The organism is Haloferax sp. Q22, assembly GCF_001482285.1.
In the GTDB taxonomy this organism is placed as follows: Archaea; Halobacteriota; Halobacteria; order Halobacteriales; family Haloferacaceae; genus Haloferax.
Genome location: NZ_LOEP01000021.1, coordinates 1 through 23,483 on the forward strand (window position 1 = coordinate 1; position 23,483 = coordinate 23,483).

The 23,483-nt window shown below is 69.5% G+C and carries 25 protein-coding genes and 1 pseudogene; 11 read left to right on the top strand and 15 right to left on the bottom strand.

The window, feature by feature from the left end; translation table 11 throughout:
* The 8 genes and pseudogenes from AM590_RS09040 to AM590_RS09075 all read right to left on the bottom strand — a co-directional run.
* A pseudogene (locus tag AM590_RS09040) lies at window positions 1-1,485 on the bottom strand (hypothetical protein); the annotation flags it as partial.
* Window positions 1,473-2,354 (bottom strand): hypothetical protein, encoded by an 882-nt coding sequence (locus tag AM590_RS09045; protein WP_058827198.1) that lies wholly within the window; start codon window positions 2,352-2,354, stop codon window positions 1,473-1,475. The gene AM590_RS09045 and the pseudogene AM590_RS09040, both read right to left, overlap by 13 nt.
* Window positions 2,351-2,743, bottom strand: a complete 393-nt coding sequence (locus AM590_RS09050) for a hypothetical protein (protein WP_058827199.1) — start codon at window positions 2,741-2,743, stop codon at window positions 2,351-2,353. Before AM590_RS09050 ends, AM590_RS09045 begins: the two co-directional genes overlap by 4 nt.
* On the bottom strand, window positions 2,721-3,191 hold the full coding sequence (locus AM590_RS09055) for a hypothetical protein (protein WP_058827200.1): 471 nt from the start codon (window positions 3,189-3,191) through the stop codon (window positions 2,721-2,723). The genes AM590_RS09050 and AM590_RS09055 overlap by 23 nt, the downstream gene beginning before the upstream one ends.
* A gap of 90 nt (window positions 3,192-3,281) precedes the next feature.
* The gene (locus tag AM590_RS09060) at window positions 3,282-5,051 is read right to left on the bottom strand and encodes a hypothetical protein (protein WP_058827201.1); all 1,770 of its coding nucleotides are present in this window, start codon (window positions 5,049-5,051) and stop codon (window positions 3,282-3,284) included.
* Entirely contained in the window at window positions 5,045-7,027 is a 1,983-nt protein-coding gene (locus AM590_RS09065; protein ID WP_058827202.1) for a type II/IV secretion system ATPase subunit, read from the bottom strand. Before AM590_RS09065 ends, AM590_RS09060 begins: the two co-directional genes overlap by 7 nt.
* 32 nt (window positions 7,028-7,059) lie before the next feature.
* Complete coding sequence (locus tag AM590_RS09070) at window positions 7,060-7,521, bottom strand: hypothetical protein (RefSeq protein WP_058827203.1); 462 nt, start codon at window positions 7,519-7,521, stop codon at window positions 7,060-7,062.
* Complete coding sequence (locus AM590_RS09075; protein ID WP_058827204.1) at window positions 7,518-8,081, bottom strand: hypothetical protein; 564 nt, start codon at window positions 8,079-8,081, stop codon at window positions 7,518-7,520. Before AM590_RS09075 ends, AM590_RS09070 begins: the two co-directional genes overlap by 4 nt.
* Window positions 8,082-8,204: 123 nt before the next feature.
* On the opposite strand from AM590_RS09075, the gene AM590_RS09080 reads away from it, so the two are divergent.
* Both AM590_RS09080 and AM590_RS09085 read left to right on the top strand, forming a co-directional pair.
* The gene (locus tag AM590_RS09080; protein WP_058827205.1) at window positions 8,205-9,287 is read left to right on the top strand and encodes a tubulin/FtsZ family protein; all 1,083 of its coding nucleotides are present in this window, start codon (window positions 8,205-8,207) and stop codon (window positions 9,285-9,287) included.
* A gap of 206 nt (window positions 9,288-9,493) precedes the next feature.
* On the top strand, window positions 9,494-10,594 hold the full coding sequence (locus AM590_RS09085; protein WP_058827206.1) for a glutamate-cysteine ligase family protein: 1,101 nt from the start codon (window positions 9,494-9,496) through the stop codon (window positions 10,592-10,594).
* A gap of 57 nt (window positions 10,595-10,651) precedes the next feature.
* Here AM590_RS09085 and AM590_RS09090 read toward each other — a convergent pair whose 3' ends face one another.
* Window positions 10,652-12,001 (bottom strand): alkaline phosphatase family protein, encoded by a 1,350-nt coding sequence (locus tag AM590_RS09090; RefSeq protein WP_058827207.1) that lies wholly within the window; start codon window positions 11,999-12,001, stop codon window positions 10,652-10,654.
* A 207-nt stretch (window positions 12,002-12,208) separates the two neighbouring features.
* On the bottom strand, window positions 12,209-13,063 hold the full coding sequence (locus AM590_RS09095; protein ID WP_058827208.1) for a hypothetical protein: 855 nt from the start codon (window positions 13,061-13,063) through the stop codon (window positions 12,209-12,211).
* A gap of 144 nt (window positions 13,064-13,207) precedes the next feature.
* On the opposite strand from AM590_RS09095, the gene AM590_RS09100 reads away from it, so the two are divergent.
* The 3 genes from AM590_RS09100 to AM590_RS09110 are packed head-to-tail and all read left to right on the top strand — an operon-like array spanning window position 13,208 to window position 15,953.
* Window positions 13,208-13,648 (top strand): DUF5788 family protein, encoded by a 441-nt coding sequence (locus AM590_RS09100; protein WP_058827209.1) that lies wholly within the window; start codon window positions 13,208-13,210, stop codon window positions 13,646-13,648.
* Window positions 13,645-15,393: a DNA polymerase/3'-5' exonuclease PolX gene (polX, locus tag AM590_RS09105; RefSeq protein ID WP_058827210.1), complete on the top strand. Its 1,749-nt coding sequence runs from the start codon at window positions 13,645-13,647 to the stop codon at window positions 15,391-15,393. The genes AM590_RS09100 and polX overlap by 4 nt, the downstream gene beginning before the upstream one ends.
* The gene (locus AM590_RS09110) at window positions 15,390-15,953 is read left to right on the top strand and encodes a Mut7-C RNAse domain-containing protein (protein WP_058827211.1); all 564 of its coding nucleotides are present in this window, start codon (window positions 15,390-15,392) and stop codon (window positions 15,951-15,953) included. The genes polX and AM590_RS09110 overlap by 4 nt, the downstream gene beginning before the upstream one ends.
* A gap of 42 nt (window positions 15,954-15,995) precedes the next feature.
* Here AM590_RS09110 and AM590_RS09115 read toward each other — a convergent pair whose 3' ends face one another.
* Window positions 15,996-16,976: a hypothetical protein gene (locus AM590_RS09115; protein WP_058827212.1), complete on the bottom strand. Its 981-nt coding sequence runs from the start codon at window positions 16,974-16,976 to the stop codon at window positions 15,996-15,998.
* 170 nt (window positions 16,977-17,146) lie between these two features.
* On the opposite strand from AM590_RS09115, the gene AM590_RS09120 reads away from it, so the two are divergent.
* From AM590_RS09120 to AM590_RS09135, 4 genes are read left to right on the top strand one after another with little or no spacing between them, the layout of a single operon-like run.
* A complete protein-coding gene (locus AM590_RS09120; protein ID WP_058827213.1) occupies window positions 17,147-17,428 on the top strand; it encodes a DUF5789 family protein in 282 nt (93 codons plus the stop codon).
* 2 nt (window positions 17,429-17,430) lie between these two features.
* Window positions 17,431-18,102 (top strand): type II CAAX prenyl endopeptidase Rce1 family protein, encoded by a 672-nt coding sequence (locus tag AM590_RS09125; RefSeq protein WP_058827214.1) that lies wholly within the window; start codon window positions 17,431-17,433, stop codon window positions 18,100-18,102.
* Entirely contained in the window at window positions 18,099-18,704 is a 606-nt protein-coding gene (locus tag AM590_RS09130; protein WP_058827215.1) for a GrpB family protein, read from the top strand. The genes AM590_RS09125 and AM590_RS09130 overlap by 4 nt, the downstream gene beginning before the upstream one ends.
* 50 nt (window positions 18,705-18,754) lie before the next feature.
* The gene (locus AM590_RS09135) at window positions 18,755-19,210 is read left to right on the top strand and encodes a DUF302 domain-containing protein (protein WP_004972792.1); all 456 of its coding nucleotides are present in this window, start codon (window positions 18,755-18,757) and stop codon (window positions 19,208-19,210) included.
* A 32-nt stretch (window positions 19,211-19,242) separates the two neighbouring features.
* Here the strand turns inward: AM590_RS09135 and AM590_RS20825 are convergent, their stop codons facing one another.
* The 3 genes from AM590_RS20825 to AM590_RS09145 all read right to left on the bottom strand — a co-directional run bounded on the left by AM590_RS20825 (window position 19,243) and on the right by AM590_RS09145 (window position 21,779).
* On the bottom strand, window positions 19,243-19,416 hold the full coding sequence (locus AM590_RS20825) for a hypothetical protein (protein WP_172795784.1): 174 nt from the start codon (window positions 19,414-19,416) through the stop codon (window positions 19,243-19,245).
* A 36-nt stretch (window positions 19,417-19,452) separates the two neighbouring features.
* The gene (nreA, locus tag AM590_RS09140; protein ID WP_058827216.1) at window positions 19,453-20,715 is read right to left on the bottom strand and encodes a DNA repair protein NreA; all 1,263 of its coding nucleotides are present in this window, start codon (window positions 20,713-20,715) and stop codon (window positions 19,453-19,455) included.
* 83 nt (window positions 20,716-20,798) lie between these two features.
* Window positions 20,799-21,779: a transcription initiation factor IIB family protein gene (locus AM590_RS09145; RefSeq protein ID WP_042663705.1), complete on the bottom strand. Its 981-nt coding sequence runs from the start codon at window positions 21,777-21,779 to the stop codon at window positions 20,799-20,801.
* Between the two features lie 118 nt (window positions 21,780-21,897).
* Here AM590_RS09145 and rnhA point away from each other — a divergent pair, with 118 nt between their 5' ends.
* Together rnhA and AM590_RS09155 are read left to right on the top strand one after the other, a co-directional pair.
* Window positions 21,898-22,491 (top strand): ribonuclease HI, encoded by a 594-nt coding sequence (gene rnhA / locus AM590_RS09150; protein ID WP_058827217.1) that lies wholly within the window; start codon window positions 21,898-21,900, stop codon window positions 22,489-22,491.
* Window positions 22,484-23,044 (top strand): hypothetical protein, encoded by a 561-nt coding sequence (locus tag AM590_RS09155; protein ID WP_058827218.1) that lies wholly within the window; start codon window positions 22,484-22,486, stop codon window positions 23,042-23,044. Before rnhA ends, AM590_RS09155 begins: the two co-directional genes overlap by 8 nt.
* 35 nt (window positions 23,045-23,079) lie before the next feature.
* Here AM590_RS09155 and AM590_RS09160 read toward each other — a convergent pair whose 3' ends face one another.
* Window positions 23,080-23,439: a PadR family transcriptional regulator gene (locus AM590_RS09160; RefSeq protein WP_042663701.1), complete on the bottom strand. Its 360-nt coding sequence runs from the start codon at window positions 23,437-23,439 to the stop codon at window positions 23,080-23,082.
* Window positions 23,440-23,483 lie beyond the last annotated feature (44 nt).

Below are 23,483 nucleotides of genomic sequence, written 5' to 3' on the forward strand. Positions count from 1 at the left end.
GAAGCCGCCGCGGGTCGAAACCGCGTCCTCGGCGGCGTCGGCGGCCGCGGCGAAGTTCTCGCCGGCGAGCGCGCCGCCGGGCTCAACCGCCGGGTCGATGGGTCGCGCGGGGGCGGACAGGTCGGCCGGGTCGACGACGGCCGCGAGGTCGACGCGCGTCTCCGTCTCCGTCGTCTCCTCGGTGTAGAACGTCTCGTTGCCCCGCCGCCACGTTCGGGTGGTCGTCTCGCTCGTCGTCACGATTCGGGAGCCGGCGTCGACGACGATTGTGTCGGCTTCGAGCGCCGGCGTTCGCGTCGCCACCGTCTCGACCGACGACGACGCCTCGGTCGCGGTGTCGACGAGCTCCCATTCGGTTCCGAGGTCGACCGACGGGTCATTACTCCGGGCGACGACGGTCGCGTCGGCTTCGACTGCGACGGTGGCACGATGGGCGTCCGCGACCACGTCGTCGTAAGCGGGCGCGTCGCCGTGGCCGTCGAGGAGACCGACCAGCGCGTGGTCGGCCGCGGAGCCGACGGAGGCGTTGATCGTCCGATTCGTCGGAATCTCGTTCGCGGCCGACTCGGCGGACGGATTGGGTGCGGGGAGCGTGTTCGCCAGTTCGGGCGCGGCGGGGACGCCGGTCTGCGAGAGCAGGCTCTGGGCACCGGCGCGGACGGCGGCGCGACCGGTCGCCCCGCGGGCGTCGGCGTCAGTCGCCCCGAACGCCTGCTGTTCGGCGAGCAGGACGCCGGCGTTCGTCGCCAGTGCCGCGTGATCGTTCGAAACGACGTTGTCAACGGGCGCGCCGACGTACTGGCTCCAGCCACGAGTCCACGCTGACGCCCACAGCGCCGTCGTCACCGTTGCGTCGAGCGTCCCGCCGTCCAGCGCGTTCGCGTCGAGACGGCGCTCGAAGGCCTCGGTTCGGTCGTGGAGCGCGAGGACGGGCGTCCGAACGCCGACCGTCGCGGTGACGGACTCGGCGGCGACGGTGCGACCGCCGCGAACGACTTCGACCGAGACGTTCTCGACGGTCGCGACGAGGACGGTCCCGTTCTCGCGGCCCGAGATGGAGACGCGATCCATCGCCTCGCGGAGGGTCGACTCGTTCGTCGGTCGCGGCAGGGTCGCGGTCGCGTTCACGTCGCCGCTGGCGACGGAAACGGCCCGAAGCCGCTCCGTCGCGGCGAGAGCGATGCGGAGCCTGAGATAGTCGCGGAAGGGGCGCTCGTCGGAGAGCAGTCGTCCGACGGTCGTGTTCGCGGGCGAGGTGACGGGGTTCGCCGCGACCTCACGAGCCGCGTCGCCGACGGCCGCGCGGACGGCGGCGTCGGCCTGTGCTGTCGCGCGGTCCATCGCGTCGTCGACGCGGCGGTCGGCCACGGGGTCGTGACCCGCGAGCGCGCCGGAGAACGTCGCGCTCCCGACGAGGAGCAACACGCCGAGCAGGGCGAAGGGAACCCGACCGCGGTTGTCGTCGGCGAGCCTCACGCTGACCACGTCCTGACGGCGATAGTGACGCGACCGACGGAGACGGCCTCGGCGGCGGCGCGCGGGGTGTCGTACCGGGCGCGCATCGCGTCGGCGAAGCGCGGGGCCAGCGCCGCCGCGAGGTCGGCGTTGGCGGCGCGAGTCTCCTCGCGGGCGACTTCGGGCGCGACGGAGGCGTTCACCAGCGTCCCGGCCCGCTCGTACCGGTGGGTCATCAGCGTCGAAACCGGCTCGTCGCCCCGGAGCGCGAGACGGGCGAGCGCGGGCGGGAACAGCCCCGAGACGGTCCGATTTGCGACGACGCGAGCGACGGCGTCGAAGCTGTCGTCGCTGGCGGCGAGCGCGTCTTCGCGGGCGGCGGGGAACCCGCTCGGCACGTCGAGCGTCGCGGAGTGGACCGTCGTCGAGGACGGCGGTTCGGGACCGAGCGTGTCGGTCGCGCGGACCGGCGCACCGGGGAACGGCCTCCACGCGACGGCGACGGAGACGCCGCGAGTCGGGAGTTCAGAGGCGACGCGAGCGGCGGTCCGCGTCCGGAAGTCGTCGCGGGCGCGGGTCAGGCGAACGCCGTCGACGGTGACCGCGCCGAGCGTCGCGCGGGCGAGGAGGCCGGCGAGGCTGCCATGGGCGGTCCGGTCGAGTTCACGGGCGTCGACGCCGCCGGCATCGAGGAGCGACGGGTCCGCGGCCTCGACACCGGGGGCGAGCGAGTAGGTGACCGTGGCGGTGCTCGTCGCCAGCGACGAGGCGACCCCGTTGGCGTCGATAGCGGCGTGGTTGGCGCTTGCACCCGCGCCGGCGTCCGCGGTGACGACGAGGCCAATGCTCGCGCTTACGAGCAGCAGGCAGACGGTCACGTCGAAAACGAGGTCAGTCATCGCCACACCTCGACCCGGAGCGTTCCGAAGCCGACGCGACCGGGTTCGACGCGGACGCTGACGTGGGTCGAATCGGCGTCGGCCTCGGTTGGCGCGTCAGGGCCGACGGCTCGGCGGTCGCCGTCGACCGCGACGACGACGCGGCAGGAAAACCCGTCCGGACAGGCGTCGGGCGCGTCCGAGAGTCGCGAGACGGCGACGACGCCCGAGTCGTCGGTGAGGGTGGATTCGACGTTCGACAGCGTCGCCGGTGCGAGGTCGCGGTCGGTGGTCGGCAGCGAGTCGTCGAGGACCGTCGCGTAGCCCGAAATCGCCGCGCAGACGACGAATAACGCGGTGAGCGCGGCGACGGGCGAGGTTTGTGCCCTACGCCGAGACGATAGTGACATCCGTTCCCTCCCAACTGATGTGGCGGACGACGAGCGGTTCGCTGACGGGGTGCCACGAGGCGTTCCGGTCGCGTGCGGTCTCGGCCGCGGCGGCGAACGCGGCGGGCGAGTCGAAGACGGCGCTCGGAGATGCGCCGGCGGCGACCGACCCGAGTCGGGAGTCGGGCGTTACCGGCGTCACCGGGCCGAACGCGAACGCGGCGTGTGCCGCGCCGCCGTCGTTTCGGAGGCCGATTCGGTGCGCGCCGAGGCGGACGGCGTCGGCATCGAGGTCGTGTTCGGCGGTCGCGTCGTACTCGGCGACGGCCACGGCGTCGACGGCGTCGGCGACTCCCGAGGCGTCGGGCGCGGGTGTCGTCGGGAGGCCGGCGACCGTCCCGACGAGGACGGTCGCGGCCAGCGAGAGCGCGGCCCACGTGTAGAGCGTATCGAGCGGTGCGTCGAGCATAGACCGGGGTGGTCCCGTTCGAGTATATAAACCTCAGCACGAGATGGCGACGGAAACGAAACCGGTGACGAGCGCCGCGAAGACCGCGACTCAAACGAGTGTTCCCGCGGCGGCGAATGCGACTGCGAACGTCGTCGTCGCCGACGCGAGCGCGCGGCCGACGCGGGAGGCAACGAGGTGGCGGTCGAGACCGTGTTCGACGCCGACCGAGAGCGTCGTCAAGATGACCGCCGAGAGGAGGACGTACGCGCCGACGGCCAGCCCGAGGTCGGCGGTCGAAAGCGGCGTTGCGACGGCCGTCTGGTCGAGCGTCTTCGCGGGGGCCATCCCGTCGGCGAGCGCGACGGTCGCGCCGGCGACGAGCGGCCCGAAGACGGCCGCCGTGTTCGACAGCGTCTCCGTGACTGACGCGAGTTCGCGTCGGGCCTCGGCGTCGAGTCGGGAGAGCGCCGAAAGTTGGTCGGCCATCGAGACGATTGCGCGGCCGGCGGGGCGGCCCTCGCTGGCTGCGAGTCCGAGGAGCGTCGCCACGCCCGCGACGCGGGAGCTCGGCGTCGATTCGAGGACGCCGTACTCGCCGCGGAAAGATTCGACGACGCCCACGCGGAGGCGGCGCTGGACGCCGACGGCCTCGTTCAGTAGGTCGCCCGTCTCGCCCGGGACGGAGGTGGCCGCGCGGGCGAGCGCGGATTCGACGGCCTCGCCCTCGCCGACGGCACGGCCGACGAGGTAGAGCGCGTCGGAGAGGCCGTCTTCGACCGCGCGGACGCGGGCTCTGAGCGCCACGACCGGACGGGCCGCGACGAACAGCGCGGTTCCGGTTCCGAGGCCAACGGCGGCGAGCGGCGCGAGCCACGGCGCGACGAGCGCGTCGGCGGCGACGAAGCCGACGATGCCGGCGACTGTGCCACCGACGACGCCGAGAGCACGGTGGTCGTCGACCGCGGGGTGGGACGAGTCGACCGAGAGCGGCGCGAACGCGACCGGCCGCCGAACGAGCACCCATCCGACGGCGGCGAGGAGGCACGCGGGAAGCGCCACGTCGTAGACGAAGGCGACGTGCGCGGCGGTGACGCCGACGCCGGCGACGCGGGCGGCCGGGAGCGCGCCGACCAGCGCGAGCGGGAGCAGGACGCCGAAGGCGTAGACCGCCGTCACCGGCCCGCGGACGGAGCCGACGAAGTCGGCGAGGCGGTCGCGGGTGCCCTCGCGGACGACCTCGTGGGCCCGGTCGAGCGCCCGGTCGCGCTCGCCGGCGGGAACGTCCGCGGCGGTCTGCAAGAGCGCAGTCGAGCGGTCGAGCGCCGGGAACCACGCGCGCCACGCGTCGGCGAACTCGGAGAGCCCCGCAGTCGGCGTCCCGCGTGCGCGGTCGACGTGTGCGGCGAGCGAGGCCGAAAGCGGGTCGTCGTCGCCGTGTGCGGCGAACGCGCTGGCCCGCTCGACCGAGGGCTCGATCCGCATCCGGAGTGCGATACGGCCGACGAGTTCCGGCGCGTTCCCGAGTGCCCGCGTCCGGCGGAGCGTCGCCAGCCAGACGGGGAGGGTGTGAACCGCGTGGGCCGCACCGAGCGCGGCCGCGAGCGCGACGAAGACGACCGTCACGGTCGGAAGCCGAGCGAGGAGAGCGACGACTCCGCCGAGCAATCCGGCGGGGGCGGCCGTGCCGTAGCCCGCGGCGACGACCGTCTCGGGAGCGAGATTCGAGCCGAGGAACGCGAGCGACCGGTGGAGTTCGTCGCTCGGTTCGGCGTCGATGGAGTCGGGCGAAAGCCGTGCGAGCGTCGTCGTGGCCGCGTGAAGTATCCGGGTCGAAGCGGCGTCCGCGCTCGCGCTCGTGGCCGTGTCCGGGTTCAGCATCCCGAACCACGCTCCGCGCGGGCCGCGGCGAGGTCGTCCGGTGTCGTTCGTCCCGTGTCAGCCAGCGATTCGAGACGCGCGGCGCGGGCGTCGAGCGCGTCGAGCACGTCCGCGTACGACTCGCCGGGGTGGGCCACGGATTCGACCGCGAGACTGTCGCCGCGGGCGACCGACCCCGTGGGTTCGAGGGCGCGCCCGTCGTGTTCGAACAGCGGCTCGAACGCGGCGTCGTCACCGACGGGGCGGACCTCCTCGACGCGGGCGACGCGGTGTGCGTCCGCGTGTTCGCAGGTGACGACGAGGTCGGTGGCGGCGAACGACGACGCCGGGACGCCGAGGTCGGAGACGACGCGCTCGCACACGTCGGCGGCCCCGTCGCCGTGAATCGTCCCGAGGACCGCGTTGGCGTTCGCGCCGACGCGCATCGCCTCGTAGAGGACGGCGGCCTCCTCGCCCCGGACTTCACCGAGTGCGAGCGCGCCGTCGCCAAGTCGGAGCGCCGCGTGGAGCGCCTCCTGCGGCGTCGGCTCCGGGCCGCCGGTCGTGTCGGTTCGGAGCGCCTGCACGTCGCGGTCGGCATCCAGCAGGCTCGACGCCGGGAGCTCCGGCGTGTCTTCGATGAGTACCGTGCGAACGTCGCGCGGGAGTTCCCACAGGAGCGACCCAAGGAACGTCGTCTTGCCGGCCCCGCGCGACCCGGCGACGAGGACCGAGGCACCGCGTTCGACCGCGAGCGAGCAGAGCGCCGCGGCGTCGGCCGACAGCGTCCCGTTGGCGACGAGCGCGGGGAGCGTCAGCGGCGTCTCGTCGTGGCGGCGGAACGCGAAACCGAGGCCGTCGCTTGCGGGCGCGGTCACGCCCGCAACCCGAACGGTCGCACCGCCGGCCTCGACCACGGTGTCGAGTGTCGGGTCGGCACGGGAGAACGACGCGCCACTCACGCGACGCAGGCGGGAGGCAAGCGACTCCGTGCCGCCGGGCGCGAGGCGGACGTTCGTCGGCATCGAGACGCCGTCGGCGACGACGCGAATCGGGTTCTCGTCGGCGGGCGTCGAGACGTACACGTCCGAGACCGTGGGGTCCGAAAACAGGTCGTCGAGGACGCCGTGGCCCGCGGTGTGCTTCGCCAGAATCGCCGCGAGCGTCTCGACCGGGTCGTCCGGGTCCGCGACGAGTCTGACGGCACGGCCCGGCGCGCGCGGGCCGGCATCGACAGCGCCGCGGGCGAGTTGGTCGTGGGCGGCTTCGAGCGTGCGCGCGGCGCGCTCGTCGAGCGTCGATTCGGGCGGCGTGAGGTGGTAGACGGGACCGCGCGGGCACTCGTACCGGCGGGCGACTGCGCCGGTGGCGAGGTCGGTCGTTCCGACGAGTCGCCCGTCGGACGGGGGGCGAGGGTCGACACGGGAGCGCGCGAGCGTCGGGCCGATGACCGCCCGGAGCGCGTCGCCGTAGTCGGCGCTTCGAGACGCGCCCTCCGCGAGGCCGGTTTCGACGGCCGCGCGGCGAACCGGTCCCGCGCGACCCGTTGCCTCGTGGGCGGCCCCGAGTGGGTCCTCGCGGGCGCGCTCGGCGAGGCGGTCGTCGCGAAAGCGGACGCGCTCTGCGAATCGACCCGCGGCGACGAGCAGGCCGGTCGCGGCGTCGTCGTACCGGCGTTCCAGTCCGTCGGCGCGGACGACGAGCCGGTCGGCGTCGCGGGTTTCGAGCGCCTCGACGACCGTCGCTCGACAGGCGGGCGCGGTCGAGAGCGACCCGCGATGTGGGCAGCCGCTGGCGTCGACTGCGAGTGTCACGGTATCGTCGTCGGGGCGGTCCGTGGGCGTCGAGAACGCGGTCACACAGCCACACCCGTCGGTCGAATCGCAGGGCGCGACCCGAGCACCGGTCACGTCGGCGAGTCGGTCGCCGAGCGCGTTCGGGAGCGCCGCGGCGACGGTTTCGGAGAGGGAGCCGATGGAAGAGGAGTCGAGGGGCATACGGGGGCGTGGTCCCGTCCGGGTATTTGAACCTACGCCGCCGGCGGGTCGGCCGTCGCGGGGGCGAGAACGACGACAGAACCGCCCGCGTCGGCTTCGAGCGTCAGTCTGAGGCGGTGTTCGCCCGGCCCGAGGACGAGTCGGTCGCCGACGACACGAATCCGCGGCCCACCGACGCGGCGGACGACGGTCGGGCCGCCGACGACGCTCGCCGATAGCTCGACGCCGTCGCCGCCGCGAACCGCGAGTTCGGAGACGCCGGCGGCCCGCCACGAACCGGCGGGAACGTCGAGGACGACGTGACGGCACGCACCCGCCACACCGGCGGGTGTCGGGTCTTCCGCGGCCGCGAGCGCCGTCGCGGCGTGCGCGATGTCGTCGGCCATCGAGCCGATTGTGACGGTCGTCGCGTCCGCTCTCGCGGCGTCGGCCGCCGGGAAGACGACGCCGGCGATAGCAACCGCGAGGAGACACGTCAGAACGACGCGAATCACAGCGCGTCGCGGAGACGGGCGGCCAGTCCGCGGTCTGCGGAGTCGTCGCGAGAGTCGGCGGCGTGAATGTCGGATTCGCGCCTAGGAGTACCGCCGCGCCCCTCGGTGGGTCGTTCGGCGTGGGACGCCGCCTCCGCGGCGAGCGCGTTGGCCGACCAAGAGGGTGTGGGAGACGCCGTCTCGTCGACGAGTTCCGCTTCGAGCGATTCGGCCTTGGCGAGCGCGGCGTTCGCCCGTCGCTCGACGTCCTCGTTGACCGCGCGGACGCCGCCGAGGTAGCCGCGCATCGCCTGCGTCGCGGCGTCCATCTCGTCGAGGCGCTCGGTGAGCGACTCGACCGACGATTCGAGTTCGGAGACCCGGCGCTCGACGGCCGCGAGGTCCTCCAGCGACGAGAAGTCGGCGTCGCCGTCGGTGAGGGTTCGCTCGACCGCGTCGAGCCGCGCGGCGAGGTCGGCAGTGCGGTCGGCGGTGTGGTCCGCCGCGACCGGTCCGCGGGAAGCGGGTGTTCCGGTGTCTGTGTCACCGTTAGCGTCGAAGTGGACTGGGTCGGTCGTCATGTGGCGGCCTGGTCCCGTCATCTGATATAAAGCTCCGGCGCGGTCGGAGCCGACCACGACCCGAGCGGTCGAACAGTTCGCCCGTGGGGAATGTTCAAGACGAGCGACGGAGTGGATTGTGGTATGAAAACCGTCCTGATTGGTGTGGGGCAAGCGGGTGGGAAGCTCACCACCGCTCTCCAGTCGTTCGACCGACAGATGGGGTTCGGCGCGGTACTCGACGCCGTCGCGGTGAACACCGCAAAAGCGGACCTCCAGCCGCTTCCTGTCGAGACCGTCCTCATCGGCCAAGACCGCGTCAACGGTCACGGCGTCGGCGGCGACAACGAGCTCGGAGCCGAGGTCATGGAGTCGGACCAGACCGAGATCATGTCCGCCCTCGACGGCCGCGTCACGGCCGAAGCGGAATCGATTTTCGTCGTCGCCGGGCTCGGCGGCGGCTCGGGTTCCGGCGGCGCACCCGTCCTCGCGAAGGCGCTTCGCCGCGTCTACGACGTGCCGGTGTACGTCCTCGGAATCCTGCCCGGACAGGACGAGGGGGCGATGTATCAGGTGAACGCCGGTCGGTCGCTCAAGACCATCGCCCGCGAGTCCGACGCTGTCCTCCTCGTCGACAACGACGCCTTCCGCTCGTCCGGCGAGTCGATGAGCGAGGGCTACGACGCCATCAACGAGGCCATCGCCCGGCGCGTCGGTCTGCTCTTGGCGGCCGGTGAGGCGACCGAGGGCGTCGGCGAGAGCGTCGTCGACACCTCCGAAGTCATTAACACCCTCCGTTCCGGGGGCATCGCCGCGCTCGGCTACGCGAGCGCCGAGGCCTCCCCGGACGCCGAGGACAACATCAACACCATCATGAGCACGACCCGCCGCGCCGTCCTGACGGGAACGAGCCTGCCGGACGCGAGCGACGCGGACTCCGCGCTCGTCATCGCCGCCGGCGAACCCGACACCATCCCGCGGAAGGGCGTCGAGCGAGCGCGCCGCTGGGTCGAAGAGGAGACCGGCAGTCTGCAGGTCCGCGGCGGCGACTTCCCGCTGGAGAGCGGCCGTCTCGCGTCGCTCGTCCTCCTCGGCGGCGTCGAGCGCTCCGAGCGGGTCGAGTCGTTCATGGAACGCGCCCGCGAGGCCATCGACCAGGCCAAGACCGAGAAACGAGAGGATCCCAAAGAGATGTGGCACAACGACGACCTCGATGACCTGCTGTGATAGCGACCGGCCGCCACTGACGCGACTAACGACCACATAATCTCACGTTTTCAAGACGTTCGTCCACCGAATGGCGGTCTCCTCCTCAATCTGCGAATGATTTTTCCGTCATGCCGCCAATCCGTGCTATGTGTTAACAATAACTGGAGGTGGGTGGGACGAAACGATACGTGTGAGACTCGACTCGGCACGCCACCGGTGTCATCATGTCTGAATCGACTGACCCGCTCCGGCGAAGTATCGAAGTCGAGTACTGGGTCGTCGAGGACGACGGGTCGTTCAGCGACCCGGACGACCTGCTCGACGCCTCGCCGGGGGCCGAACGGGAGTTCGTCGAGCCCGTGTTGGAGGTGAAGACGACGCCGTGTGACTCGGGGGCCGAGTTGCGCGCGGAGTTGTACGAACGACTCGGCGACGTGCTCTCGCGGGCCGAGGAGGTCGGAAAGCGACTCGTCCCGCTCGCCACGCCGGTGAGTTCCGAGGCGGTGACGGAGCGCCGGAGCGACCGGACCCGCATCCAGAACCGCGTCGTCGGGTCGGACTTCCAGTACGCGCGGCACTGCGTGGGGACGCACGTCCACGTCGAACAGCGGCCCGGCCGCGAAATCGACCAGTACAACGCGCTCGTGGCGCTGGACCCCGCGCTGGCGCTCGTGAACTCCTCGCCGTACTACGACGGAAAGCGGCTGGCGGCGGGCGCGCGGTCGAAGCTGTACCGGCGGATGACCTACGACGACGTGCCGCATCAGGGTCGGCTGTGGCGCTACGCCGACGACACGCGGGAGTGGTCGCGCCGTCTCGAACGCCGGTTCGAGGAGTTCCTCGTGCGCGCCGAGGAGGAGGGCGTCGACCGGGCGACCATCGAGGCGAACTTCGACCCCGAGAGCGCAATCTGGACGCCGGTGCAACTCAGAGCCGAGTTCGGCACGGTCGAGTGGCGCTCGCCCGACTGCGGCCTCCCGAGCGACGTGCTCAGGCTGGCGAACAGCGTCGCGGACGTGGTGAACCGCCTCGACGACGCGGAACTCAGAATCGAGGGTGACAGGGGGCGCGTGGCGGACGACCAGGTCGTCCTTCCCGAGTTCGACGCGGTTCTCGGCTACGTCAACGCCGCCATCGAAGACGGACTCGACTCCGAGGCGGTGCGGTCGTACCTCGACCGGATGGGCTTCGACGTGGATGCCTACAGCCCGGTGTCGCACGAGATAGACGGCCGCGAGACGGTCACGGCCGCGGAGGCGCGGGAGATGCGACTGGCCCACGCGGACCGACTGGAACGGGACGTGCGGAGCGCAGTCCGGCAGTAAACCGCGAATCGCCGCGAGCGACTGCGAAAAAACGAATCCGGAAGCCGAAGCGGTCGCTTACTGCTGGATGAGGCTCGCGCCGTCGAGTTCGGTGCGGCTGTACTCGATGTCCATGAGGTCGAGGATGGTCGGTGCGATATCGTAGAGGTCGGCGTCCTCGATGACCGCGCCGGGGTCGTCGACGTAGAGCGTCGCGTTGTCGAACGAGTGCATGCCGTTGCGGGGGCCGACGCCGAACACGTCGTCGTGGCCTTTGAACCCGGACTTCAGGTCGAAGCCGTGGTTCGGGATGACGACGAGGTCGGGGGCGATGTCGTCGTGGTCGCCGCGGAAGGCGTCTTCCTTGACGACGACGCGGTCTGCGACCTTGTTGCCGTCGGGCCCTTCGAGCGCTTCGAGTTCGGCCTTGAGTTCGTCGCGGACGTCCTCGTACTCGGATTGCGGGACCGACCCGCGGGGCTCGCGCCCTTCGAGGTTGATGAAGAACCGGCCGGGGATGAGCGAGTACGCCTTCGAGTCCTCGTCGATATCCGAAAGCGAGTCGTGGTCGTCGTCCTCGTAGGAGAGCCAGCCGTTCTCCTCGAGCCACGTGTTGCAGTGGACCTCGTAGTCGAGCGAGGTGAAGCCGTGGTCGGACGCGACGATGAGCGTCACGTCCTCGGGAAGGGCGTCGCGGATGCGACCGAGGTAGTCGTCGACGGTGCGGTAGAACTCCATGAAGGCGTCCTTGTTCTTCCCGTCGCGCTCGTAGTCCTTGAACAGGAAGTGGTTGACGCGGTCGGTCGTCATGAAGACGCCGAAAAAGAGGTCCCAGTCGTCCTGGTCGATGTAGCGCTCGAACGCCTCGTAGCGCCGGTCGAGCGTCTTACGGGCGTCCTCCATGAACGCGGTCTTGTCGTCGTCGTGACCGAGTTTCGCGTTCACGTCGATTTTGTAGTTCATCTCGGTGAGCGCGTCGCGGAAGTCGTCGGGGTAGGCGGCCTTGTCGACGCCGGGCGAGAGGAAACCGGAGACCATGCGCTGGACGTTGCGCTGAGGCGGGAACGTCACGGGGACGTTCATGACGGTGGCCTTGCGGCCGGCATCGGTGACGCGGTCCCAGACGCGGGTGGCCTGCACGTCCCGACCCATCGGGACGTAGGTGTCGTAGGAGCCGACCTCGCGGTCTTGGAAGCCGTAGACGCCGGTCTCGCCGGGGTTGACGCCGGTCGTGAGCGCCGGCCAACACGCCGAGGACTCGGGCGGGACGATGCTGTCGATGTCGCCCGCCGAGCCCGCGTCGGCCAGCGCCGCGAAGTTGGGGAACTCGTCGGGATGCTCAGAGAGGAGAGTGAACGGGACCCCGTCGATGCCGATGAAGGCGACGCGGGGGTGGTCTTTGCCGCGGAGTCGGTCGAACAAACCCATACCTCACGGTATCCAAGAGAACCATAAGAAGGTTCGTCTCTCCGCCGGAGTTTGCGACGAGAGACGACGGATACGGGGCCGCTGTCGGAGAAAGCGGCGAATCTCTCCGGGCGGGAGCGACCGGTGACGCCGACGAGGACGTGTCAGACGCGAATCAGGCTATCTCGCCCGGTCGGCGGTGCGCGTGCGGGACCGTTCGCGGAAAGCCTAGGCCCGCGGCTGCCCGGGCATCGAGAACGGGCGCTCCTGGGCGACAGCGGTCCGGCCGCTGACCCGAAGCTCGCTCGCGACGACGAACGCCAGCCCCCACGCGACGAGCGCGACCGCCCACATCATCCCCACGCTGGACACCTGCGTCGGGAACGCGAGCGAGACCGCGCCGAAGTAGACGGCGAGGCCGCCGGTCAGCCACGCGACGAAGCGATGGCCGGGCGCGCCGGCGGCCGAAACGAGGCCGAGCAGCAACAGCCCGATTGCCATCGTCGTCATCTCCATGTAGTGGCCGGCGACGGCGTGAATGTCGCCGGTCGCCTGCAGGCCGAACTGGTTGACCGCGAACGCGAGCACCGGGAGCGCCGCGACCGCGACGAGGCCGAGGAGCGCCGGGCTGTAGTCGTCGCCGACCGAGACGATATCGCGGCCCGCGGGGTGGAACAGCACCATGAGCCCGGTGAGCACGAAGAAGGGGATGACCTCCTCGACCGGCCCGCCGCCGACGATGGTTCCGACGAGCACGAGCGTCGTCACCGCGAAGGCGACCTGCATGAGCGCGACGCGCTTCAGCGGGCGGTACAGTTGGCTCGCGACGCCGAGGATGATTATCCAGACGTTCGCCGCGATGACCATCAGGTGCAGGCGGTGCTCGGCGAGCACGTCGCCGCCCGCGCCCCAGCCGACGATGGCGAACGAAAGCAGTTCGCTGACGAAGACGGCCGCCATCCCGAGCGTCACGACCGTGAGCAGGTAGAACGCGTACAGCCGGGCCTGAACGAACGCAGCCGGCGAGTCGCCGGCGGCGTCCGGGGCGTCGGCACTATTATGTGGATTGGTGTCAATTGACATGGTTCAGAAGAGAGTACGACGGCCGAGAGAATAACCGTTATTCGGGGGTTTCGGACCTGTTTCTCGGCAGGACGCTCAGCGGATCGAGAGAGTTGAGCCGGACCGGGCGAAGGAGCGAAGTGCCGCGCGGGACAACGATCGGACGTGAAGGAGTTCGAGCGTAAACAGCTCTTGGAGCGCGTCAATCGGGAGGGTGCGACCGTCGGCACGCAGATTCCCGATCGCATCGAGGTCCAAGGCGAGGAGATAGACCTCAGGGAGTTCGTCTTCGAGATAAAGCGCCGCGACACCATCCCGTCGGGGGAGCGAGAACGCGTCGACCAAGCGAAGCGGAACCTCCGCCGCGAGCGCCTCGAACGGCTCCAGCGAATCGAGGACAACGAGGTGAGCTACGAAGAGGGGCGGCGACTGGCCGAGGACATCGTCGGCATCGACCGGGCGCTGAACGCCCTCGAACAGCTTCGGCCGGTCGACCTCGAACAGGAAGAACACCGCCAGAACGCCGCAGACCAGAAGCGCTGGATGAACTTCCTGAAGAAGGCGCTGGGCCGCGACGGCGGCAAGGGCAAGCGAGGGGGCCGATGAGCCGAAACGACGAGATAGCGAGCCTGCTGGAGGAGTTCGCCGACCTGCTGGAGGCGAAAGACGTGGCCTACAAGCCGTCGAGCTACCGCCGGGCCGCCGAGAACGTCCGCGAGTACCCGAAGCCCGTCGAGGAACTCGCCGAGGCGGGCGAGGACGCAGTCCAGGAAATCGACCGTGTCGGCGACGCCATCGCCTCGAAGATCGTCGAGTACGTCGAAACCGGCCGCATCGAGGAGTTAGCGGAACTCCGCGAGGAGTTGCCGGTTGACATGGCCGGCCTGACGAGCGTCGAGGGCGTCGGCCCGAAGACGGTCGGCAAACTGTACGAGGCGCTCGGCGTCGCCGACCTCGACGACCTCGAAGCGGCCGCCCGCGACGGAAAGATACAGGAGGTCAAGGGATTCGGCGTGAAGACGGAGGCGAACATCCTCGACGGCATCGAGTTCGCCCGCGAGGCGACCGGTCGCGAACTGCTCGGAAAGGCGCGACCCGTCGCCGACGACCTGCTCGCGTACCTCGGCGACCACGACGCCGTCGGCAGGGTCGAACCCGCGGGGTCGATGCGGCGGTGGCGCGAGACGGTCGGCGACATCGACGTGCTCGCCGAGAGCGCCGACGCCGCGGCGGTCATCGACCGCTTCCTCGCGTGGGACCTCGTCGGCGACACCATCGAGGCGGGCGAGCAGAAGGCGAGCGTCCGGGTGAACGGGATTCGGGTCGACCTCCGCGTCGTCGCCCCCGCGGAGTACGGCGCGGCGCTCCAGTATTTCACCGGGAGCAAGGACCACAACGTCCACCTCCGCAACATCGCCATCGACCGCGGCCTCAAGATGAACGAGTACGGGATGTTCGACATCTCGGACGTGGACGACCCCGACGACGGCCCGCGGGCCGGAACCCGCGTCGCCGGCGACACCGAGGAGTCGATGTACGCCGCGCTCGACCTCCCGCTCGTCCCGCCGGAGATGCGCGAGGACACCGGCGAAATCGAGCGCGCCGCCGACGGCGACCTGCCAGATCTCCTCGCGGAGGGCGACCTCCGCGGCGATCTCCACACCCACACCGACTGGTCCGACGGCGACAACAGCATCGCCGAGATGGTCGCGGCCGCCGCGGAGCGCGGCTACGACTACCACGCCGTCACCGACCACGCCACCGGCCCCGGCATGGTCGGCGGCGTCGGCGTCGAGGACGACGACCTGCTCGACCAGATTGACGAGGTCCGCGCAGTCGGCGAAGACGCCGACATCGCGGTGTTCACCGGCGTCGAGGCCAACATCGACGCCGAGGGCGGCATCTCCGTCGCCGACGACGTGCTCAGTGAACTCGACGTGGTGGTGGCCTCGCCTCACAGCGCGCTCGACCAGGACCGCGAGACGGCGACCGAGCGACTCGTCACCGCGATGGAACACCCCGCGGTGAACATCCTCGGCCACCCGACCGGCCGACTCATCAACCAGCGGCCCGGCCTGCCCCTCGACTACGAGCGACTCGCCGAGGCCGCCGTCGAACACGGCGTCGCGCTCGAACTCAACGCCAGCCCGTACCGCCTCGACCTGAACGGTGAGGCGCTCAAAATCGCCGTCGAGGCGGGCGCGACGGTCGTCATCGACACTGACGCCCACCGACCGGCCGAACTCGACCACGCCCGCTACGGGGTCCACACGGCCCGCCGCGGCTGGGTCGAGACCGCGGACGTGCTGAACGCGCGGTCGGTCGAGGAACTGTCTGACTTCCTCGCGTGACCGACGACGTTGGGGCCGACCACCCCGGCACGGTCGCCTCGGGCGTCGACCGCGCCGCACCCGGCGACACCGCGCTCCTCGTGGACGTGATGCTCGGCAAACTCGCCACATATCTGCGGATGTGCGGCTACGACGCCGAATACGTGCTCGACAGCGAGGACGAGGCGGGTGATTCTGAAGGTAACCACGACCCCCGAACCGACCCCGGCGACGACAGCCTGCTCGCGCGGGCGGACGCCGAGGGGCGCGTCCTTCTCACCCGCGACGTGCGACTGGCCGAGCGAGCCTCGCGGAGTGTCCTCCTCACCGAACGGGAGCCAATCGCGCAACTCCGCGAACTCGAATCAGTCGGGTTCGCGGTCTCGTTGGACGAGGAACCGTCGCGATGTGGCGTCTGTAACGGCCGCGTGGAGGCGGTCGGCCGCGACGAGTCGGTTCCCGACTACGCGCCGAGTCCCGCTGAGACGGCGCTGTGGCGGTGTCGCGACTGCGGGCAGGTGTTCTGGCGCGGGAGTCACTGGGGCGACGTGGAAGCGAGATTGAACGGCGGAGAACAGTGACGGTCGGCGGTGCGCCGGCGGTGTGTCGGTTCGCTGGCGGGACTACTCGCGGCGGCGCGGGAACCACTCGTCGCAGGCTTCCATGTCCTGCATCATCTCGTCGTGGGCCGCGCAGTAGGGCTTGAGTCCGTCGGAGGTGCGGACGTACTCGAAGTACGTGCAGTTGCCGCAGTAGCGGTCGCCGACCGTGGCGGTCGCCGGGCGGTCGGCGGCGGGGTGGTCGGCCGCGCCCGCCGGCGAACGCTCGGAATCGCTCGACTGGACGGTGTCGACGCCGGACTGGCTCGCCGCCGAGGCGTCGGGGGCGTTCGACCCGTCCGGCGACGCCGAGGCCGAGGCCGATGGTTCGGCGTCAAGCGGGGTGATGTCCTGCGTCGACGCGCCGCCGTCGGTCGCGCCGGCGTTCGGGGTGGCCCCGGCGCTGTTCGTCTGCGTCTGGACGTCCCCGTCGGGCGTGCCGCCGAGGAAACCGATTCCACCGAGACCGCCGCCGGACTTCTCGACTTCGACGACGCGGGTTTCGCCCTTCTTCGTCACCTGAACTGTGGCCGTGCCGCCGGGGTCGTTCCGCGTCTTGAAGTTGGCGACGCCGACGAACAGGCACCAGAACGTCGTGACCGTGCCGAAGAAGTAGACGCCGACGGTTTCGAGGGTGAGGTCGGGAAGGCCGGCCCCGCAGGTCGCGCCGGTCCACTGACACGGGTAGGCGTGCGAGAAGAGCGCAACGCCGAGAACGGCGATGCTCGCCCCGATGAGCGACGCGGCGCGGGTTCGACGGCTCGCGGGGAGGACCGCGAGGACGCCGAGGAAGACGGCGGGGACGCCGATGCCTCCGAGGATGCCCCCGAGTTCGCGCGCTTCGCCGAGGGTCGCCCCGCCGGACGTGTACACGTCGGTCGTCGCGACGACGATGCCCGCGACGACGAGCAACACGCCGAGGAGGAAGCCCCCGAAGCCCAGGGACAGCCGTCGGAGACTCGGCCCGCCCCGGCCGCCGTGGTACGCCTCCGAAAGACTGGTCATGGCCCCGACTACGAAAGCAGCCCCTAAAACGATGCGTCAGACGATTATCTGTTTCTCGACACGTCGCGGGCTGTCGATATCCCTAACCAGCCCGCCGGACGCGTCGCCGGCCCGTCATCGTGCATGCGAATCTCGAAGGGATTATCATGCGCGGTGGCTAACTCTCGCGCATGGCTGACGAGGAAGCAGACGAGGCACCCGCCGTCGAACTCGGTACGGGCGCGTCCGTCGAAGGTGCGCCCCTCGCGCGCGTCGCCTCCCGACTGACGTGGCCGCAAGAAAAGAGCAGCATCCTGAACAAAGAAGGCGACGCGGTCATCCGCACGCCCGACGGTCCCCAGACCCTCGACGACGTGCTCGCCGAGGCCGACGAGACCTACTTCGAGACGCGACAGACCTTCGTCGACGACGTGCTCGACATCGTCGGCCGCGGCCCGGTCCAGACGGAATAACGGTGCTGCGCCGCCGGCTCGCCCGCCTCCCGTGGCTCTACCGCGCCCTCATCGTCGGGGGCGTCGTCGGGGCCGCGTGGAGTCTCTGGCCGCTTCCCGCCGGCGACCTCACCTACCGCGCGGTCCACGACGCCCTCCTGTTCATCCTCGTACCCGGAGCGCTCGCGCTCGCCCACGGCCGCAACCTCGGCTGGAACGTCGACCGCGCGGCGCTCCGCAACACGGTTCTCCTCGCGCTGTTCGTTCTCCCCTTCTACCTCGTCGGGTCGAGCCTGCCGTCGATTCGGACGTACTACCCGATGTGGCACACCTCGACCGCGCTCGCGGAGTTTCTCCCGCACGCCGCCCAGCAGTTGCTCGTCGTCGTCGCGGCCGAGACGTACTACCGCGGCCTGCTCTGCGTCGGCGTCCGCGAAATCGGCCGGAAGAGCGCCCTCATCAGTCCGATTCTCTACGCCTTCCACCACGTCGGCAAGCCGCCGATAGAGCTTCTCCTGTCGGCCCCGACGGACGTGCTGTTCGGCCTCGTCGACTACGAGAGCGACTCGATTCTCCCCTCTATCGTCGCCCACGGCGGCGGCCTCATCCTCTTGGACTGGCTCGTGCTCCACCCACCGCTGTTGCCGCCCGACCGGGTCGCGGCGGCGCTCCAGTGGCTCCCGATTCCGCTATGAGCGACGACGACCGCAAGGACCGGTCCGCGGAGGACGCCGAGCCGTCTCCATCGCTCGGCCTCGCCCGCGGCACCGTCGAACTCGTCACGCACGACCCGCGCTGGCGCGAGGCGTACGAGCGCGAGGTCGAGCGTCTGCGACCGCGACTCTGTGCCGACGACGAGAACGGCATCCGGTTCGAACACGTCGGGAGCACCGCGGTTCCGGGACTGGCCGCGAAACCCATCGTCGACCTGCTCGTCCTCGTCTCCGACCGCGACGACGCTGGCGGCGTCGCGCGGGCGCTCGAAGCCGCGGGCTACGAGGAACGACCCGACGACGACGTTCCCGGCCGCCGATTTTTCGTCCGTGGCCCGCCCGAACGCCGAACCCACTACCTCTCTCTGACCGAAGTCGGGAGCGACTGCCACCGCGAGCAGGTCGCCTTCCGCGACGACCTCCGCGCGGACGACGACCTCGCGGCCGAGTACGAGCGACGCAAGCGCAAACTGGCCGAGGCGCACCCGGACGAGCGGAGTCAGTACACGAACGCGAAGGCGTCGTTCGTCGAATCGGTGCTCGGCGACGTGCTGTACTCGGGTGACGGCGACTCGCTCGTGTAGGGTGAGCACACTACCATACCTTTTCACCGACGGAGAGCAAAGGGTTGGTCATGGCACTCCCAATCGACCCCAGCGCCATCAAACCGGAAGACATCGGCGAGGAACGCGTCGTCCTCGAGATGGAACACGAGGCGGCAATCGAGCGCGTCCGCGAGGCGTTCACCGACGCCGGGTTCGGTGTCGCCACCGAATTTTCGCCCTCCGAGATGCTCAACGAGAAAGTGGACGCCGGCCGCGACCCCTACTACGTCCTCGGCGCGTGTAACCCGAACATGGCGGACCGCGCGCTCGACGCCACCGACAAGAAGATGGGCGGACTCTTCCCGTGTAACGTGGTCATCTGGGAGGAAGAACCGGGCAAGCAGGTGGTCTACCACCTGAGCATCATGCGTGTCGCCCGACTCATCGGTATCGCACCCGACAACGACGAGATGGCCGACATCATCGCCGACACGGGCGAACTCGTCGAACAGGCGCTCGCCAACCTCGACGCGGCCGAGGCGTAGGCGAGATAGCAAGTGGACGCGGCCGTCTCGACTTACAGTCCGTCTCGCGCGTCGAGCGCGTCCGCGATGCGCTTCACGTCGCCGCGAATCTTGTACAGCAGGTAGAGCGCGACGAGCGCCGCGACCACGGGGAGGAGCGCGAAAATGCCGTAGATGAGGATGATGATGAGCAGTTCGGGACCGCCGGGAACCTGTAACGGGACCATGCGGAAACGTATTATCCGGCTGTCAAAATACGTTGCTCACGTGAAGTCGAAGATGTCGGTCTGGAGGCCCGCGGCCATCGTGGATTTCCGCCGGAGGTCTGCAAGCGACACCGGGAGGTACTCCGTCACGTCGCGGACGGCGTCGCCGAACGTCTCGGCTTCGGCCATCTCGCCCTCGAACGCGTGGCGGATAGACTCGCGTATCTGCCAGACGCCGACGGGTCCCCAGTAGTCGTCGGAGACGTGTCTGATGACGAGCGCCTTCGCCTGTCGGCCGCGTTCTTGGAGGTGTTCGAGGACGCCGAGTCGGGAGGCGTGGTACGCGCCGGCCGTCTCGTTCACGTAGCCGGTCCGGCCCTCGTAGCCCTCGCGGTCGGCCGCGAGGTACATCCCCGCCTCGGGGTCGGGGTTCCAGACGCTCCCCGGCGCTTTCAGCTCTATCAGTTCGAACTCCCAGCGACCCGGCGTGAGGATGACCCAGAAGGCGTTGCCGATGAACTCGTTGCGGTAGATTTCGACGCCGTCGATGCTGTCGGCGTGTTTGACCTGCCCGCGGAGATACTGTCCGAGCGTGTCGTCGACGGCGGTGATAGACCAGCGCGTCGGGACGAGTCGGCGCTGTTCGGTCTGGCCGAGCGCGCCCGCAGAGAGGATGGTGTTGATGTCGTACACGTCGAAGCCGCGGCGGTAGAGGTACGTCATCGCGCCCTCGGCGTTCCAGTCGTCGTCTTCGAGCGTCTTTTTCACCAGTTTGGGGACGTGCGGGTTCTCCGCGAGGTCGGCCGAGCGGGCGCGGGCCCGCGGGCCGACCGGCGTCGCCACGTCGTCGGCGCTGGCGTCGAGGTCGAGAGAGGGCTTCCCGTCGAGGCCGATTTCGACCGTCACGGGGCGGTCGGCGATGGCGACCTCGCGTTGCGTCCCGAGGAAGCCGTCCCACGAGTCGGCGACGTTCGTCACCTTCGTCCCGCGATTTGAGTTCAGAAGCGAGGTGCGCCGCTGGAACACGTCGTCGATGCTCACGCCCTCGTCGTACCACGCGGCGCTCGTCTCGAACGAAGCCGCGTCCTCGTCGTGGCCGACCGGCGAGAGGATTCCCGTCGAGACGTTCGGGTAGTTCGACCGCCCGACGAAGATAGACGGGGAGACGCCGCCGTACAGCGAGTCTCCCTGCACCGTCTCCTCGAACCGGTCTTGGAACGTTTCGAGGTGGTCGAGGATGCCGTAGGACTTCTCCTCGGCGAGTCGCCGCCGCTCGGCGCGCTCGTCCCGCTCGATGTCCATGTACTCGTCGAGCCGCATTCACCCGATGTGGGTCGCCCGCGGGTATGAACCTTCGGCGACGCGTCCGGGGTCAGAAAGGGATGCGACTCGCGTGGGCGGGCTCAGGTGTGGATGCCCATCGCTTCGATCTGTTCTTGGTAGCGGTTCCGGATGGTGACCTCCGTCACCTGCGCGACCTCCGCGACCTCGCGCTGGGTCTTCTTCTCGTTGCAGAGAAGCGACGCGGCGTAGATTGCGGCGGCGGCGAAGCCAGTCGGCGACTTCCCGGAGAGAAGCCCCTGTTCCGCGGTCGTCTCGATAATCTCGTTCGCCTTCGACTGGACCTCCTTCGAGAGGTCGAGTTCGGACGAGAATCGCGGGACGTACTTCTTCGGGTCCACCGGCCGCATCTCCAGGCCGAGTTCCTGCGAGATGTAGCGGTACGTGCGCCCGATTTCCTTGCGCTCGACGCGCGATACCTCGGAAATCTCTTCGAGGGAACGGGGAATACCCTCCTTCCGACAGGCGGCGTACAGCGCCGAGGTGGCGACGCCCTCGATGGAGCGCCCGCGAATCAGGTCCTCGCTGAGCGCCCGGCGGTAGATGACCGAGGCGACCTCGCGGACCGACCGCGGGACGCCGAGCGCCGACGCCATGCGGTCGATTTCGCTGAGGGCGAACTGGAGGTTGCGCTCGCCGGCGTCTTTCGTCCGAATGCGCTCTTGCCACTTGCGCAGGCGGTGCATCTGCGACCGCTTCTTCGAGGAGATAGAGCGGCCGTAGGCGTCTTTGTCCTTCCAGTCGATAGTCGTCGTCAGCCCCTTGTCGTGCATCGTCTGCGTGGTCGGCGCGCCCACGCGAGACTTCGACTGCCGCTCGGAGTGGTTGAACGCCCGCCACTCCGGGCCGGGGTCGATGCGCTCTTCTTCGATGATGATGCCGGTCTCTTCGTGAATCAACTCGCCGTCGCCGGTCCGAACGACTTCCTCGGGGTCGAGGTCGTCGAGGTCCAACTCCTCTTCTGATGTCTCGTCGTCCTGTGACTCGTCTCCCCATCGAGTCCGGTCGTGCTCACGCTCCCGCTGGCGGGTAGGCCGTTTCATCGCATTTATATATTGTCTATTTCCTTGCACTTCAACCTTTGGCGGGGTTCGTCGGAGTGTCGCTGCGCTCTCAGCGGCGAACGGAGCGCCTTTACCGAATCACCGGTGAGGTGACGGTATGCCGACCGTCGAGTGCGACCCCGACGAAGCCCGACGACGACTCGAAGCCGCGGGCGTGTCCGTCTCGCCCGGAAACACCGACCACGAGCGGTGGCGCGCCGAACGCGGTGACGCCAGCGCCGTCGCCTACGACGGGAAAGTCGTCGTACAGGGGTCGCGGCCAACGGATCTGCTCGCGCTCATCCAGCCGAAAGGCGGCCGCGCGCACGTCTACTTCGACGGCGCGAGCCGCGGGAACCCCGGCCCTGCGGCCATCGGTTGGGCTATCGTGACCAGCAACGGTATCGTCGCCGAGGGCTCGAAGCGAATCGGCGAGACGACCAACAACCGCGCGGAGTACGAGGCGCTCGTGGAGGCGCTGTCGGTCGCCGAGGAGTACGGTTACGACGAGGTCGACGTGCGCGGGGACTCGCAGTTGATCGTCAAGCAGGTCCGCGGCGAGTGGAACACGAACGACCCCGGTCTCAAAGAGCGCCGCGTGAAGGCCCGAGAGCTGCTGTCGGCGTTCGACCGCTGGTCGCTGGAGCACGTACCGCGAGAGATAAACGACCGCGCCGACTCCCTAGCCAACGAGGCCCTCGACGATGCCTGAGTCAGAACTCCCCGAAGACGTGCTCGCGGAGGCAGAGCGGTTGACGCGGCTGGCCCGCGACGCCGTGGACCCCGACGAGGCCGCGACGTACCGGTCCGTCCGCGACGACCTCGTGAGCGACTACGAGTTCCGCGCGCGACACCGCGAAGAGGACGACGTGTTGGTGCTCCACCCCGACGAGTGGGTCGACGACGACGGAGTCGTCAACCCGACCGAGATAGACGACGTTGACCGCGGAATCGAGCGCCCCCTGTCGGGGGCCGGAGAGGACCACGAGTGGGGCGCGGTCGAAGAGCACAACGCGGCGTACGTCGAGGCCGTCGCCGAGGAACACGGCGCGGACCACGCGGCGAACGCGCGGGCGTTCGCGGACTTCCTCGGGAACCACTACGTCCGGCGAATCGAGATGGCTGGCGCTCCCGAAGTGCACGAGTTCGTCGAAGAATATTATCCACGCAACGCGTGGCCGACCGCTGAACAGCGGTCGTTGTTACCGGAGTCGCTCGAGTTGCTCTTCGACGCCGCAGACGCCGAAGTGCCCGAATACAACTGAGCGAACCCCGCGGTTCGTGCGGTGTGTTCAGCCGATTACAGCTTGCCTTCGACGAGCTCCGAGACCATCTCGGCGCGCTCGTCGTCGGTGACGAACTTCGAGAGCATCCAGTCGAAGCGGTTAAGGACCGCCTGGAGGCCGTCGTCGGTCAGTTCGTACTGGTTCGTCCGCTTGTCGAGTTCGCTCTTTTCCACCAGACCCATCTCGACGAGGTCGTCGAGGTTGGGGTACAGACGCCCGTGGTTGACCTCGGTGTCGTAGTACGATTCGAGGTGACGCTTGATAGCCAGGCCGTACATCGGTTCCTCGGCGAGAATGACGAGGATGTTCTGTTGGAACGCGGTGAGGTCCCGAGCCGCACCGGATTTGTTGCCAATTGTTTGTGCCTCTGACATGCATATGGAAATGTCACCTTCCTATTTAAACTTTGTCAACGAGC

Excerpts from the sequence above, each read along its gene's own strand:
- AM590_RS09045 (WP_058827198.1), bottom strand. The coding sequence starts at position 2,354 with ATGACTGACCTCGTTTTCGACGTGACCGTCTGCCTGCTGCTCGTAAGC.
- AM590_RS09050 (WP_058827199.1), bottom strand. The coding sequence starts at position 2,743 with ATGTCACTATCGTCTCGGCGTAGGGCACAAACCTCGCCCGTCGCCGCG.
- AM590_RS09055 (WP_058827200.1), bottom strand. The coding sequence starts at position 3,191 with ATGCTCGACGCACCGCTCGATACGCTCTACACGTGGGCCGCGCTCTCG.
- AM590_RS09060 (WP_058827201.1), bottom strand. The coding sequence starts at position 5,051 with ATGCTGAACCCGGACACGGCCACGAGCGCGAGCGCGGACGCCGCTTCG.
- AM590_RS09065 (WP_058827202.1), bottom strand. The coding sequence starts at position 7,027 with ATGCCCCTCGACTCCTCTTCCATCGGCTCCCTCTCCGAAACCGTCGCC.
- AM590_RS09075 (WP_058827204.1), bottom strand. The coding sequence starts at position 8,081 with ATGACGACCGACCCAGTCCACTTCGACGCTAACGGTGACACAGACACC.
- AM590_RS09080 (WP_058827205.1), top strand. The coding sequence starts at position 8,205 with ATGAAAACCGTCCTGATTGGTGTGGGGCAAGCGGGTGGGAAGCTCACC.
- AM590_RS09085 (WP_058827206.1), top strand. The coding sequence starts at position 9,494 with ATGTCTGAATCGACTGACCCGCTCCGGCGAAGTATCGAAGTCGAGTAC.
- AM590_RS09090 (WP_058827207.1), bottom strand. The coding sequence starts at position 12,001 with ATGGGTTTGTTCGACCGACTCCGCGGCAAAGACCACCCCCGCGTCGCC.
- AM590_RS09095 (WP_058827208.1), bottom strand. The coding sequence starts at position 13,063 with ATGTCAATTGACACCAATCCACATAATAGTGCCGACGCCCCGGACGCC.
- polX (WP_058827210.1), top strand. The coding sequence starts at position 13,645 with ATGAGCCGAAACGACGAGATAGCGAGCCTGCTGGAGGAGTTCGCCGAC.
- AM590_RS09115 (WP_058827212.1), bottom strand. The coding sequence starts at position 16,976 with ATGACCAGTCTTTCGGAGGCGTACCACGGCGGCCGGGGCGGGCCGAGT.
- AM590_RS09120 (WP_058827213.1), top strand. The coding sequence starts at position 17,147 with ATGGCTGACGAGGAAGCAGACGAGGCACCCGCCGTCGAACTCGGTACG.
- AM590_RS09130 (WP_058827215.1), top strand. The coding sequence starts at position 18,099 with ATGAGCGACGACGACCGCAAGGACCGGTCCGCGGAGGACGCCGAGCCG.
- AM590_RS09135 (WP_004972792.1), top strand. The coding sequence starts at position 18,755 with ATGGCACTCCCAATCGACCCCAGCGCCATCAAACCGGAAGACATCGGC.
- AM590_RS20825 (WP_172795784.1), bottom strand. The coding sequence starts at position 19,416 with ATGGTCCCGTTACAGGTTCCCGGCGGTCCCGAACTGCTCATCATCATC.
- nreA (WP_058827216.1), bottom strand. The coding sequence starts at position 20,715 with ATGCGGCTCGACGAGTACATGGACATCGAGCGGGACGAGCGCGCCGAG.
- AM590_RS09145 (WP_042663705.1), bottom strand. The coding sequence starts at position 21,779 with ATGAAACGGCCTACCCGCCAGCGGGAGCGTGAGCACGACCGGACTCGA.
- rnhA (WP_058827217.1), top strand. The coding sequence starts at position 21,898 with ATGCCGACCGTCGAGTGCGACCCCGACGAAGCCCGACGACGACTCGAA.
- AM590_RS09155 (WP_058827218.1), top strand. The coding sequence starts at position 22,484 with ATGCCTGAGTCAGAACTCCCCGAAGACGTGCTCGCGGAGGCAGAGCGG.
- AM590_RS09160 (WP_042663701.1), bottom strand. The coding sequence starts at position 23,439 with ATGTCAGAGGCACAAACAATTGGCAACAAATCCGGTGCGGCTCGGGAC.